Here is a 13,524-nt window from a genome sequence, read left to right as displayed (position 1 = left end):
TAGTCAGTTAGTCAGTTAGTCAGATAAGCCAATAAAACTAATTGAAATTTGCCATATCCTATATCGCGCCAAAATGGCTCAATGCTCAATAATTCTTTAGGTGACGCAGAATTTTGATGAAATGAAGCCACTTTTTTAGGTAGTATTTTAATAAAAGCCGCTATCTGGCTATCGAGTAGTAACCTTGCTTTTAACTTTTTATCGTTAAAAGCTAGGCTTTGCAATATCCCAATACAATGTATTAATTGGTTAAAAAACTTAGCATATTCAGCATTTTTTTCTAATTGAAATATCGGAGGGGTCTGTTCACTAGCCTCCCTTATGTTGTTGCTTAAGTGTTCCAAATAACGCTCGAGTTCAAGCCAATGATTTAACGCTATCTTTAGAAGTGGTTTTAAATTTTGAGTTGGCGATGCTATGGCGTCGTTTAATCGATTCGGCCAGTCCGTTTTGAATTGATAAGGCACTTTACCTGATAATAAGTAACCGGCTAATGCCTTGCTTTCCACTGCCAATCTCAATGGTATCAGGTTGGCAATTTGCAATGCCAACTCGATTAAATCTTCAGTTTGGCCTGTAATTAATTCAAGCTCTAATTCATTAATCAATTTTGTTTTTTGCGCTGCAATCACTTCGCCTTTATCTAATGCGATTTCAATCGTGCAACTATTGGACTTCATCAACCAGGTTTCGCGGCTAAAGTTGGTCTCAAAAATACCCTTTAATGTGTTATTTAAGGCATGTAAATCTGTATTGTTTGGCCAAATATGTTGAGGAAATAATAATAGGTTAGGTGTTTTTTCTGCAGTTGTTACATTAAATTCAGGCCTGCTATGAAGCCCAGATCCAACATTGCCAGCCGTTTTAATCGTTTGTTCCTGATGGTTTTTTGAACCCCTAATTCTTAATCCCATATCCCATTGCGCCAATTGAAGCGTGCTGGTATCGAAATAATGATTAAATAGTAAATCACTTTTACAGTAAGTTGAATGGGGGAAGTTATTAAGTGTTTTTACTAGTGAATCATAATCTTGTAAGGCAACAAATAGTTTAAGCTCAGTTTCAGTGTGCATTGACTTCTAGCTCGTCTTGTAATCAAATGTTCATAAATGCGTCATATTTAGTTCATGGTGTCACATTTCTGTAATAATAATCCCTTAGGATTGCGTCGCTCAGATCAATTATACTCTGAGCTGCAAGAGTAAATCGCAGTAGTGAGAAATTGAAACTACACTGTTTCTTTATGTGGACGCTTGAGGTAACATGCGCCCGCTTTTCCAAGTTGGAATTAATTAAATAGGTAACGGCAATGCCAGTAAACTCTATTTTAGGTGTGTTTGCAAAATCACCTTTAAAGCCTTTAGAACAGCATATAGATAAAGTTCATGAATGTGCTGTTCTCCTTGTTCCTTTCTTCGATGCCACTGTGGCAGGCGATTGGGATGAAGCTGTTAAAATTCGCAAACAAATTAGCATGCTAGAAAAAGAAGCTGATTCGTTAAAGCGAGAAATCCGCTTAACTTTGCCTGGTGGTTTGTTTATGCCAGTTGAGCGTACTGACTTGCTTGAGTTATTAACTCAACAAGACAAAATCGCTAACAAGGCAAAAGATATTTCTGGCCGCATGATCGGCCGTCAATTAGTTATTCCTCAACCAGTTCAAGAAGCATTCAATGCTTACCTTAAGCGTTGTCTTGATGCTGTAACTCTAGCAAAACAAGCAATTAATGAGCTTGATGACTTACTCGAAACAGGGTTTCGTGGTCGTGAAGTCGACTTAGTTGCGAAAATGATCAACGAGTTGGATAGTATTGAAGAAGATTCTGATGATCTTCAAATCCAAGTTCGTCGTCAACTGTATGCTGTTGAATCTGAATTGAATCCAGTTGATGTCATGTTCTTATATAAAGTTATCGAGTGGGTGGGTGGTTTAGCAGATCTTGCTGAGCGTGTAGGTTCCCGTCTAGAGCTAATGTTAGCTCGTAACTAATCACAAGGTTATCAAGGAAACGACATGGTTGATGTATTAGTCACCAACGGCCCGATGCTTATCGGTATTGCGGCTGCATTTGGATTTTTGATGGCATGGGGTATTGGCGCAAATGACGTCGCTAATGCTATGGGAACCTCAGTAGGTTCTAACGCCATTACGATTAAACAAGCGATCATCATCGCGATGATATTTGAGTTTTCTGGTGCTTTCTTAGCAGGTGGAGAAGTCACCAGTACAATTCGAAACGGTATTATTGATGCTGCTTACTTTACTGATGTGCCAGAATATTTAGTCTTCGGTATGATTGGTTCGCTACTTGCTGCGGGTATTTGGTTAGTGGTTGCTTCGGCATTAGGCTGGCCTGTATCTACAACTCATTCAATTATTGGTGCAATTATTGGTTTTGCGGCAGTTGGAGTGAGTGTTGATTCTGTTGAGTGGGGCAAGGTAGTTGGTATTGTTGGATCTTGGGTTGTAACGCCAGCTATTTCAGGCTTTATCGCTTATACCATTTTCCAAAGTGTGCAAAAACTGATTTTCAATACAGATGATCCTTTAGGCAATGCTAAACGTTATGTGCCTTTCTATATGGCATTAGCAGGATTTGTTATGTCATTAGTGACCATCACTAAAGGCTTAAAGCACGTTGGATTGCATTTCTCTACACTTGAAGCTTATTTACTTGCAGGTGTCATTGCTTTTGCTGTGGGCGTGTTTGGTAAAGTTGCTATTTCGCGTTTGAAAATGAGCGAGAAAGCAGACCGTCAAACCCAGTTTGGTAACGTAGAAAAAGTGTTCGCAATATTGATGGTAGTTACCGCATGTTGTATGGCTTTCGCACACGGTTCAAATGATGTCGCAAACGCAATTGGTCCTTTAGCTGCTGTCGTATCAGTTGTTGAAAGCGGTGGCGTAATTGGCTCAAAATCTGTGCTTGCATGGTGGATTTTACCACTTGGCGCTGTGGGTATCGTTTTAGGTTTAGCCTTATTCGGTAAGCGCGTAATGCAGACTATCGGTAAAAACATTACTCACTTAACCCCAAGCCGTGGTTTTGCTGCAGAGCTTGCTGCTGCAACAACCGTTGTTATTGCTTCCGGTACGGGCTTACCTATCTCTACTACACAAACATTAGTGGGTGCGGTATTGGGTGTTGGTATGGCACGTGGTATTGCAGCAATTAATATCGGTGTGGTACGTAATATTGTTGTGTCATGGGTCGTGACATTGCCAGCCGGTGCAGGCCTATCAATTATTTTCTTCTATATAATTAAAGAAATTTTTAGTTAAGAACTGAAGTTAATTGTGATTTAAGAAGGAAGTCTTATGACTTCCTTCTTGCATTCATGGGATTAAATAAATAGCATGGCTGCTAGTCGATAGCGTTAGGGAAAAGATTGTGTTGAGAGTCATTCATTTTTTTGCATTAATATTGTTGTCTATGGGCGCACATGCTCAAGCATCGACGCATTATGTTTCAGACGATGTATTCACCTATATTCATGGTGGTCCAGGTACTGAATTTCGTATTATCGGCAGCGTCGAAGCGGGTCAACCAATCACATTCAACGGTAAAACTGAAGGTGATTATTCTCAAATTATTGATAACAAAAACCGTGAAGGTTGGATCCGCAGTGATTTTGTTACCGATAAGCCAAGTTTGAGAACGCGTTTTCCTGAGATGGAAAAAGAGCTAATTCACGTCAATGAGCAACTAAATAGCATTTCATTGAATACAGATAATGCAGCACAAGACCTTGAACTGGCTAATCAAAAAGTCACTGAGTTGCAAGCGGCATTAAAAACTGCGTTAACTGAACGTGACACAGCCAGAGCCAAAGTGAATAATGATAAAGATGAGCAGCAATTTAAAATGTGGCAACAAGGCGGCCTTATTGCTGGTATTGGCGCCTTAATCGGTATTATTTTAGTTTACCTCCCTCGTCCTCAGCGCCGTAAAAATAGTCGCTGGATGTAGTCGCTAGATTGCTTTTTTACCTTATTTTCAAATAAGGAAGCCAACACCTAATGTGTTGGCTTCTTTGCTTTAATATTCAACTAAATCACTGACTTTAAACACATTGCTGTTTATCGTATTTCAGTGTTGTAGACATCTGATATAAACAAGTACACCTTCTGCTACACTTTATGCGATTTTCAGCCTATTTATCGACTATTCGACAGTGTTCTTGATCACATTTTGACTGTATACTCCGCCGCGTCGTACATTGTATACAAAATAAAACATTTCAATGTACATCACACAAATTGGTTTTTACCCTCCTTCAACTGACCATGATGGAAGCGATTATGATGTTCAAAGCGAGTGAAGTACTGGGCGGTCGCTATGACAATGCCACTCTCGACGAGTTATTTAAAGCCGTCACCGATAATTATATTGTTGATGAAGAGCAATATTTAGCGGAGTTAATTACGCTAGTGCCTTCGTCAGATGAAGAAATTCAAAAGGTGACTAGCAGAGCCCATCAATTGGTAAGTAAAGTACGCCAATTTGAAAAGAAAGGCTTGATGGTAGGCATTGATGCTTTTTTGCAGCAGTACAGCTTAGAAACCCAAGAAGGTATTATTTTAATGTGCCTTGCAGAGGCACTCTTACGTATTCCTGATGCCGACACTGCAGATGCTCTTATCGACGATAAATTGTCGGGAGCAAAGTGGGATGCCCATCTGAGCAAAAGCGACTCTGTATTGGTTAACGCCTCTACTTGGGGACTTATGTTAACCGGTAAAATTGTTAAGCTTGACCGTAAAATAGACGGTACCCCAAGCAATTTATTAAATCGTTTAGTCAATAGACTCGGTGAACCTGTTATTCGTCAGGCCATGTTGGCTGCGATGAAGATTATGGGTAAACAATTTGTATTGGGTCGTAATGTCAAAGAAGCCCTTAAAAACAGCGAAGCAAAACGTGAATTGGGCTATACCCACAGCTATGACATGTTGGGTGAAGCGGCGCTAACATCTAAAGATGCGCAAAAGTACTTTACTGACTATAGCAACGCTATTCGCGATTTAGGCGCTCAGCAATATGATGAAGCTGAAGCGCCAAGACCAACGATTTCTATCAAACTGTCTGCACTTCACCCTCGATATGAAGTCGCGAATGAAGATCGCGTATTAACTGAATTGTATGACACTGTAATCAAGCTGATTGTCCAAGCTCGCGAGCTGAACATTGGTATTTCTATCGATGCAGAAGAAGTTGATCGTCTTGAGTTGTCTCTAAAATTATTCAAAAAACTTTATCAATCAGATGCAGCCAAAGGTTGGGGACTGTTAGGTATTGTTGTTCAGGCTTATTCTAAGCGTTGTTTGCCGGCTTTATGTTGGTTCAATCGTCTGGCTAAAGAGCAAGGCGATGAAATCCCATTGCGTCTAGTGAAAGGGGCTTATTGGGACAGCGAATTAAAATGGGCACAGCAAGCCGGTGAAGGCGGGTATCCACTTTATACACGCAAAGCGGGCACTGATGTCTCTTATTTAGCTTGTGCACGTTTTTTGCTGTCTGAAGCCACTCGCGGCAACATTTACCCACAGTTTGCGACTCATAACGCCCAAACGGTTGCCAGTATTGGCGCTATGGCGGGTGATCGCCTATATGAATTCCAGCGCTTACACGGCATGGGCCAAGAACTTTATGACACCATGCTAGCGGAAAGCGGTGCTAAGGCTGTACGTATTTATGCGCCAATCGGAGCCCATAAAGACTTACTGCCGTACTTAGTTCGCCGTTTATTAGAAAATGGTGCTAACACCTCTTTTGTACACAAATTAGTAGACCCGAAAACCCCAATTGAATCATTAGTGGTGCATCCACTCGTGACATTAAAAGGGTATAAGAGCTTTGCCAATCATAAGATTGTTAAGCCAATTGATATTTTCGGTGCAGAACGTAAAAATTCCAAAGGATTAAATATGAACATTATTTCAGAGTCTGAGCCATTTTTTGCGGCATTAGAGAAATATGCTCAAACACAGTGGCAAGCTGGGCCATTAGTTAACGGCAAAACGTTAACCGGTGATGTAGTTGATGTTGTTAGCCCATTTGACACCACGAAACTGGTGGGCAAGGTGGCATTTGCTGATAAACAAGCTATTGAAACGGCCATAGCATCTGCAGACAGTGCGTTTGCTCGTTGGACGCGCACACCGGTTGAAACTCGTGCCAATGCCCTGCAAAAATTAGCGGATTTATTAGAAGAAAACCGTGAAGAATTAATTGCATTGTGTACCCGTGAAGCGGGTAAAAGCATTCAAGATGGCATTGACGAAGTGCGTGAAGCGGTTGATTTCTGTCGCTACTATGCTGTTCAAGCCAAGAAAATGATGGGTAAACCAGAACTGCTTCCTGGCCCAACAGGCGAACTCAATGAGTTGTTTTTACAAGGCCGAGGCATTTTTGTGTGTATTAGCCCTTGGAACTTCCCATTAGCCATCTTCTTAGGGCAAGTCAGTGCCGCTTTAGCTGCAGGTAATACCGTGATAGCTAAACCAGCTGAGCAAACCTGTTTAGTTGGTTACCGTGCGGTTCAGTTAGCACATGAAGCGGGTATTCCTGCTGATGTGCTGCAATTCTTACCGGGTACGGGCGCTGTTGTGGGATCAGCATTAACTGCTGATGAACGTATTGGCGGCGTATGTTTCACCGGTTCTACAGGTACCGCTAAATTAATTAACCGTACATTGGCAAATCGTGACGGTGCAATTATTCCTTTAATTGCTGAAACCGGTGGCCAAAATGCCATGGTAGTTGACTCGACGTCACAACCTGAGCAAGTGGTTAATGATGTTGTTTCTTCTTCGTTTACCAGTGCTGGTCAACGCTGTTCAGCGTTACGGGTATTGTTTTTACAAGAAGATATCGCCGATCGCGTATTAGATGTGATGAAAGGCGCAATGGAGCAATTAACCATTGGCAATCCAAGCTCTGTTAAAACCGATGTTGGACCGGTTATCGATGCAACAGCCAAAGCGAACTTAAATGCGCATATCGATCATATTAAACAAGTGGGTAAATTAATTAATCAACTTGAGTTACCTGCAGGTACTGAAAATGGTCATTTTGTTGCGCCAACTGCGGTTGAAATAGATTCAATTAAAGTGTTAGAAAAAGAACACTTTGGCCCAATATTACACGTTATTCGCTATAAAGCGGCTGACTTAGCTATAGTGATTGACGAAATCAACAGCACGGGTTTTGGATTAACCTTAGGTATTCATAGCCGTAACGAAGGTCATGCGTTAAGTTTGGCGGATAAAGTAAACGTGGGTAACGTTTATATTAACCGTAACCAAATTGGTGCAGTCGTTGGCGTACAACCATTTGGTGGTCAAGGTTTATCTGGTACAGGTCCTAAAGCTGGTGGACCGCACTATTTAACCCGTTTTGTGACCGAAAAAACCCGTACAAATAACATCACTGCGATTGGTGGGAATGCCACGTTACTATCACTTGGTGATGCTGACGAATAAGTATTGGTTATTTAATCCAAGTCAAAAAATGCCCACTTTTTAGTGGGCATTTTTTTCGTTTAAAAAAGATAAATTTGTCGGTTGTTAAGATTGATGATTCGCAGCGGTATCTGCGTTTAGTGAAGGGTTTTAAACACAATCAAGCTACTGATGAAGTTGAGTGTCGCAACCTTGGGTATTTGCAGATAATCGAAGTGAAAGTGAAATAGGCCAAAGGTGATAATTAATCTTGTAGACGTTTAACTGCTGATGGAATGATAATCCCGTTGCGCTTTAAACCACGATTGACGTTTTTACATAATTTGGCCAATTTTTCAATATCACCGAATGTAGGCGTTTCGCCGTGATCAAGTTCAGACTGCCAATAGCGTATTTCACTATCAACAATTTCTAAAAGTTTCTTAGGGCAGCCTTCACACGTTTTGCCTGAGCCGCATACGGCCAATTCAGGATTATCCAATGGGAAAGCTTGTAGCACTTGGGCAATCAGCATTTTCATTGCCGCAGAGCGATCTGGTTTCATCATTTACCTTAAGCATGTTTCAAGCATATTCATGCTAGGGCAGTTGCAAGATAAGATCAAAATATTGCTGCAATATCCAACAAACGTTATGTTTGTGTGGCATCGTTGGTTGTTTTTTGCGACGAGTAATTGTTTTTTGTGTAAAAACACTAATGGAGGTTAAGAAGTCTAGACGTCTAGATTGCAATTTGGGATAAGTTCTCTTATTCTTGGCGCAACTGATTTGGATGTGTAGGATATGAGATGTATATTCATGTTATCGAATATATTCCTGCTTACGTCAACCTGACAATATAAATAAGAAGAGAGACAACTTTGACTAAACCAGCCGCAAGTAACCCCTCGCAAACAGCTTCATTTATCGCGCTGTTGCCTCTATTTGTTTTTCTAACGTTATTTATTGGTGCTGGAGTTTATTTTCAAAGCCAAGGTGTTGATTACGCGTTTTACCAATTACCCAGCGTTATTGCTATTTTACCTGCGATTATTCTGGCGTTATTACTGTCAAAACAAAAACTAAACACCGCAATTGAAACCTTCATTGAAGGGATCGGTCATAGCAATATCATCGCGATGTGTTTAATTTATTTATTAGCCGGTGCCTTTGCATCTGTGGCTAAAGCTACCGGTGGCGTTGATGCTACTGTGGCATTAGGCTTATCACTTATTCCATCAGATTTACTTCTACCTGGCTTTTTTGTTATTGCCGCATTTATTGCCACAGCGATGGGCACATCTATGGGTACCATTGCAGCGGTTGCTCCTGTGGCACTTGGTGTGGCCGACCAAGCTCAGATAGATTATGCCTTAATGGCGGGTGCTGTTATGTCTGGAGCATTATTTGGTGACAACTTATCGATTATTTCTGACACCACCATTGCCGCAACGCGAACCCAGGGCTGTGAGATGAAAGATAAGTTTCGTGAGAACCTTGTGTTTGCTATTCCGGCGTCGCTTATCACTTTGGTTGCGTTTGGTTTAGCGGGTGATGGGCAAGCGGCTATCGCACCACAGCAAATTGAATTTATTAAGGTTATTCCTTATTTAACGATTTTATTTTTGGCCGTTGCTGGGTTGAACGTTTTTGTGGTGTTGACCTTAGGGATTATTCTTGCCGGTGTAACTGGGATGGCTGCTGCTGATTACAATACCATTCAGTTTGGTAATGATATTTACACAGGCTTTACCAATATGCAGGAAATTTTTATTCTGTCGATGTTAGTTGGTGGCTTAGCAGCATTAATGCAACAGCAAGGTGGTTTAACGTTTGTGAACAATCAAGTTGAAAACTTGATCAGCCGCTTCTCTAAATCAAAGGGTGATGCTTCACCTCGTGCAGCAGAGTTAGGCATGGCTGGTATCGTGGCGATAACCAACACCTGTGTGGCCAATAATACAGTGTCGATTGTTGTGACAGGCGAAATTGCCAAGGATCTAGCCCAAAAACATGGTGTAAACCCTAAACGAGCAGCCAGTGTGTTAGATATTTTTGCCTGTATTGTACAAGGTCTTATTCCCCATGGGGCACAAGCACTACTTATTGCATCGGTATTTACCATTAGCCCTATTACTGCGGTATTAAATGCTTGGTATTGTATGATTTTGGCTGTTGTGGCTGTGACTATTGTTATTTTCCGCAAGCGAACGGCTTAGTAGGCAAAGTGCAGCAAGCTACATCTAAAGCCCTAAACCTTGTTTAGGGCTTTTTCTTTTATGCAGATAACGGTAAGCTCATTTAATTGACTTCTTACTCTTAACTCCCTTGATTAAACAGCATACAAATTACGATTTACACTTGGTGATAGTGTTTATGTCATTAGCGGCCGCTGCGATCGCAGGCATTGGCGTGGCTTGCGCATTGTTTGTCGAAGCTAAGGACATGCAACTGAGTGTTTTTAATATCCGGCCAGATATGCTGGGGGATTATATGAACTCAGAACTCGCAGTGGTGTTTAATCTTTCCCTATTGGCCGCTGGAGCTTGTTTTTTTCTTGGTACCCTTGCGATTTACTTTACCTTTTTAGACCCATTAAGTCGCGCTATTGCGGTGGTAGGCTCGTTAGTTGGGTTAAGCATTGCGTTGATGGGGATTTTCCCTATTAACTTTTTAGAATGGCATCGCAAAGTATCAACTGTGTATTTACTGAGTTCATTAGTGTTGCATCTGTTATGTTTTGCTGATTTTTTCAAAGAAAAAAGCACCATGACTTGGGTTGTGTTCGGGCTGTCCATTTTGGCAATTGTGATGTCATTAAATTTGATGTTTATGCTGGACTGGACATTACTTGATTTTCCGCCATGTGAAGACATTGCAAACCATTTTTGCTGGGTATCCTCCAGTATGTGGATACTGACCCAAGCGAATATTTTATGGTGTGTTTGCTTAGGGTTAAGCATGCGCCAACATATCGTTAACCAGCAATCATTATCCCGTCATTTTGCAGCAGCTTAATTCGCGATGACTCGGTATCGATTGTCACATTATTTAGCCCTGTGTGGTGTGGCCTCAAGACGCCAATCAGCAAGATTAATCGAAGCGCAACGGGTACTGATTAACGGCAGAGTGGCTGGTCACAGCGATATTATCTGTGTTGAAGCTCATGCCCAAATGGTTGATGATATTCGACTGGATGGTGTGTTGATTAGTCCTCCAGAAGCTAAAGTCTATTGGTTATACCATAAGCCTGTAGGGGTCGATTGTCGGTTGCTTGTAGCTGATCCAGCGAGCTTATTGCATCTTTTACCCGCTAGCCCTAGAGTCTTTCCTGCAGGCCGATTAGATAAAGATTCACGTGGATTACTGTTGCTAACAAATGATGGCTTTCTTAGCCAACGAATAATGCATCCAGACTTTCATCACACTAAGACCTACCAAGTGGTGGTAGATAAACCCTTTGATGAATGTTTTTTAAATACAATGAGCAGCGGGGTAAGTTATCAGCAAGCTAAGCAGAGCGTGATGACCCGAGCCTGTATTGTAACGCGGTTAACCGAAACTCAATTTGAGATTGTATTAACTCAGGGGCTAAATCGCCAAATACGCAGAATGTGTTTGGCCTTGGGCTACCGTGTTATCGATTTAAAACGCACGGCGATAGGACCGGTAACGTTAGGCGATCTCGCTGAAGCAAAACGGCGACCATTAATGGCCGCCGAATTAACTGATTTAACTACTTTGATGGTTTGAATTAATCTACTTAACCTTAGTAAATTAACTCAATACGGTTAGGTCTGTTGAAGTTTGAAGCAAAAATAACCTTGAAAGTTCAACAAGACCTAAACCAAGTTTCTTCATTTTAGTTACTTAACAATTTCCATTTCTGCTAATAGATTATCAGCATTATCTAAATGCTCCATAACCCACAACATATAACGGCTATCAACTTGAATTGAGCGGTTAGATTGATCGTCATAACCCCAGTCACCAATAATACTTTCGTACACGCCATCAAATAATAAACCGACTAATTCAGCACGGCCATTTAAGGTAGGTGAACCAGAGTTGCCACCTGTGGTATCAAGTGTTGATAAGAAGTTAACTGGCACAGAATCAATAGATTTTACATAGTAATCACCATATTGTTTCTGTTTTATTAGCGCTAATTGCTTAGCGGGTGCATCAAATGGATCAACACCTGTGTCTTTGGCGACTATACCTTCTAAGCGGGTGAATGGCACCGCGACTAACCCATCTTGCGGAGAATAGCCTTTCACATTACCGACAGACACTCGTAAGCTAGAGTTTGCATCAGCGTACACTGGCTTACCTAACTCACGGTTGTAAGCAATGATAGCGTCCATATACTGTGGACGTACTTTCATTAAATCGCCAGCGAGTTGTTTTCTCGCTTTTTCACGCGCCATTCTCTCTTCATATGTACTCACAGCATATTGAATAAATGGGTCATTCGACTTTTTAAAGTCGGCAACTGATTTATCTATCCAAGCCATGCGGGTTTCTTTGTCTGAAAGTGTTGTGTTGGCGTACATGGTATCAAGTGTTTTAATTAGCTTAGCTTGATCAAAATTGTTATCAATGCCGAAAGCTTTATCGAATGCGGCTAGGCGTTGGTCACTAGGTAGTGCTGCATATTTAATAATTAAGTCGGCTAACATTGCTTTATCAACGCTGGCAGCATATCGGCGTTCTATACGCTCCATACCGGAAATAAATTGCGTCATATCACGCTCTTGATAACCAGGTTCACGCTCCATATCCGGCAATGTTTTCTCATTAGCCAGACGATATAAGCTATCAGATGCGTTGATCATTGTGCTATAGCCCATATAGCTCATCAGCAAATCACGCTCTTGACCTTCCTCACCTTTAGCGATTAATTTGTCTAATTGAACTAAGACTTCGCCATACTTAGACTGACGTTTTTTGTCTGCTTTAATCCATTTAGCAAGCTTTTGCTCAAGACTTTTACGATCATCAAGCATGGTTGATTTACCATAAAACTCGATCATTGAAGTGAAGTTTTTAGCGTAATTAGCTAGACCTGCAATGGCACTTTCATATTTAATGCGTTCATCACTGCCTTCTGGCGCAGTATCTTTGATGATTTCAATTAAACGTTCACGTAACACTTTTCCTTCAGGATAAGCCCACTCAAATTGGTTTTCGACTTCGTTTGCCGTGCGGTAACGATTGGTGCGGCCAGGGTAACCAGCAACCATAACAAAATCACCATCACTCACGCCTTTCGCTGAAACTTTAAGAAAGCTTTTTGGCTCGTAAGGGACGTTATCTTCATGGAAATCTGCAGGCTTGCCATCTTTACCTACGTAAGCGCGATAGAAAGAAAAGTCACCGGTGTGACGAGGCCACATCCAGTTGTCAATGTCGCCACCATATTTGCCGACACTGCCTGCTGGGTTATAGGTTAAACGTACATCACGGATCTCAAGTTGTTTAACAAGATAATATTCTAAACCACCGTGGAAACTGTATACCTGACAACGATATCCAGCGTCTTTTTCACACTCAGCCACTAAGGCTTTTTCTTGTTGTTCAATACCAGCATAAAAATCATTACCGACTTTGCCCATTTGGCCACTTGTCACTTTGCTGGTGACATCGGTAACCGCTTCGGTGACATACACTCGAGAGCCTGGGGTTGCTGGTAATTCTTCTTTGTATGTTTTTGCTAAAAAACCGTCTTTGAGAAGGTTTTTCTCTGGGGTAGAGTTGTATTGAATTGACCCGTAAGCGCAATGATGGTTAGTGACCACTAGCCCCTTTGGCGATACAAAAGAGGCAGTACAACCCCCTAAGCTGATTACGGCATTCATTGGGAATTCTGTGAGCTTAGAAATAGATTTAGCATCGATTTCTAAGCCTTTTTCTTTAAGCATATCAGCCATAGCGGGTAACTGATGTGGCTGCCACATTCCTTCATCGGCCTGTGCAGTAAAACTGGCAGCAATTGCAGCCGTTAGTAACCATTTTTTCATTGAGATAAGTCCATTTTTTAAGTCATTATTTGAGGTCGTTTACCCAAATAAATAAATT

10 protein-coding genes are annotated in these 13,524 nt (G+C 41.3%); 7 read left to right on the top strand and 3 right to left on the bottom strand.

Going from position 1 to position 13,524, the window contains the following annotated elements; translation table 11 throughout:
• Positions 1-11: 11 nt before the first annotated feature.
• Positions 12-1,073 (bottom strand): CYTH domain-containing protein, encoded by a 1,062-nt coding sequence (locus NE535_RS03110; RefSeq protein WP_261297225.1) that lies wholly within the window; start codon positions 1,071-1,073, stop codon positions 12-14.
• 236 nt (positions 1,074-1,309) lie between these two features.
• On the opposite strand from NE535_RS03110, the gene NE535_RS03105 reads away from it, so the two are divergent.
• The 4 genes from NE535_RS03105 (at position 1,310) to putA (ending at position 7,486) form a co-directional block, all read left to right on the top strand.
• Complete coding sequence (locus NE535_RS03105; RefSeq protein WP_188840181.1) at positions 1,310-1,990, top strand: TIGR00153 family protein; 681 nt, start codon at positions 1,310-1,312, stop codon at positions 1,988-1,990.
• Positions 1,991-2,014: 24 nt separating this feature from the next.
• The gene (locus NE535_RS03100) at positions 2,015-3,283 is read left to right on the top strand and encodes an inorganic phosphate transporter (protein WP_261297224.1); all 1,269 of its coding nucleotides are present in this window, start codon (positions 2,015-2,017) and stop codon (positions 3,281-3,283) included.
• Positions 3,284-3,392: 109 nt separating this feature from the next.
• Entirely contained in the window at positions 3,393-3,971 is a 579-nt protein-coding gene (locus tag NE535_RS03095) for a TIGR04211 family SH3 domain-containing protein (RefSeq protein ID WP_261297223.1), read from the top strand.
• Positions 3,972-4,291: 320 nt separating this feature from the next.
• Positions 4,292-7,486, top strand: a complete 3,195-nt coding sequence (putA, locus tag NE535_RS03090) for a bifunctional proline dehydrogenase/L-glutamate gamma-semialdehyde dehydrogenase PutA (protein ID WP_261297240.1) — start codon at positions 4,292-4,294, stop codon at positions 7,484-7,486.
• A gap of 223 nt (positions 7,487-7,709) precedes the next feature.
• Here the strand turns inward: putA and NE535_RS03085 are convergent, their stop codons facing one another.
• A complete protein-coding gene (locus NE535_RS03085) occupies positions 7,710-8,009 on the bottom strand; it encodes a hypothetical protein (protein ID WP_261297222.1) in 300 nt (99 codons plus the stop codon).
• A gap of 315 nt (positions 8,010-8,324) precedes the next feature.
• Between NE535_RS03085 and NE535_RS03080 the strand changes: the two genes are divergently transcribed.
• From NE535_RS03080 to NE535_RS03070, 3 genes are all read left to right on the top strand, one after another.
• Positions 8,325-9,662, top strand: coding sequence for a Na+/H+ antiporter NhaC family protein (locus NE535_RS03080; RefSeq protein WP_261297221.1), 1,338 nt, complete (start codon positions 8,325-8,327; stop codon positions 9,660-9,662).
• A 157-nt stretch (positions 9,663-9,819) separates the two neighbouring features.
• Positions 9,820-10,461: a hypothetical protein gene (locus NE535_RS03075; RefSeq protein WP_261297220.1), complete on the top strand. Its 642-nt coding sequence runs from the start codon at positions 9,820-9,822 to the stop codon at positions 10,459-10,461.
• A gap of 6 nt (positions 10,462-10,467) precedes the next feature.
• Positions 10,468-11,196, top strand: coding sequence for an RNA pseudouridine synthase (locus tag NE535_RS03070; protein ID WP_261297219.1), 729 nt, complete (start codon positions 10,468-10,470; stop codon positions 11,194-11,196).
• Between the two features lie 113 nt (positions 11,197-11,309).
• Here the strand turns inward: NE535_RS03070 and NE535_RS03065 are convergent, their stop codons facing one another.
• Positions 11,310-13,466 carry a S46 family peptidase gene (locus tag NE535_RS03065; RefSeq protein WP_261297218.1) on the bottom strand — a complete coding sequence of 719 codons (2,157 nt, stop codon included), beginning with the start codon at positions 13,464-13,466 and terminating at the stop codon, positions 11,310-11,312.
• Between the last annotated feature and the right edge of the window lie 58 nt (positions 13,467-13,524).

Origin of the sequence: Shewanella holmiensis, from assembly GCF_025370255.1 — a bacterium.
GTDB lineage: Bacteria > Pseudomonadota > Gammaproteobacteria > Enterobacterales > Shewanellaceae > Shewanella > Shewanella holmiensis.
The sequence above is the reverse complement of the archived record's forward strand: the minus strand, read 5'-3'. Positions and strand labels throughout refer to the sequence as shown.

Excerpts from the sequence above, each read along its gene's own strand:
- NE535_RS03070 (WP_261297219.1), top strand. The coding sequence starts at position 10,468 with ATGACTCGGTATCGATTGTCACATTATTTAGCCCTGTGTGGTGTGGCC.
- NE535_RS03105 (WP_188840181.1), top strand. The coding sequence starts at position 1,310 with ATGCCAGTAAACTCTATTTTAGGTGTGTTTGCAAAATCACCTTTAAAG.
- NE535_RS03110 (WP_261297225.1), bottom strand. The coding sequence starts at position 1,073 with ATGCACACTGAAACTGAGCTTAAACTATTTGTTGCCTTACAAGATTAT.
- putA (WP_261297240.1), top strand. The coding sequence starts at position 4,292 with ATGGAAGCGATTATGATGTTCAAAGCGAGTGAAGTACTGGGCGGTCGC.
- NE535_RS03100 (WP_261297224.1), top strand. The coding sequence starts at position 2,015 with ATGGTTGATGTATTAGTCACCAACGGCCCGATGCTTATCGGTATTGCG.
- NE535_RS03085 (WP_261297222.1), bottom strand. The coding sequence starts at position 8,009 with ATGAAACCAGATCGCTCTGCGGCAATGAAAATGCTGATTGCCCAAGTG.
- NE535_RS03075 (WP_261297220.1), top strand. The coding sequence starts at position 9,820 with ATGTCATTAGCGGCCGCTGCGATCGCAGGCATTGGCGTGGCTTGCGCA.
- NE535_RS03065 (WP_261297218.1), bottom strand. The coding sequence starts at position 13,466 with ATGAAAAAATGGTTACTAACGGCTGCAATTGCTGCCAGTTTTACTGCA.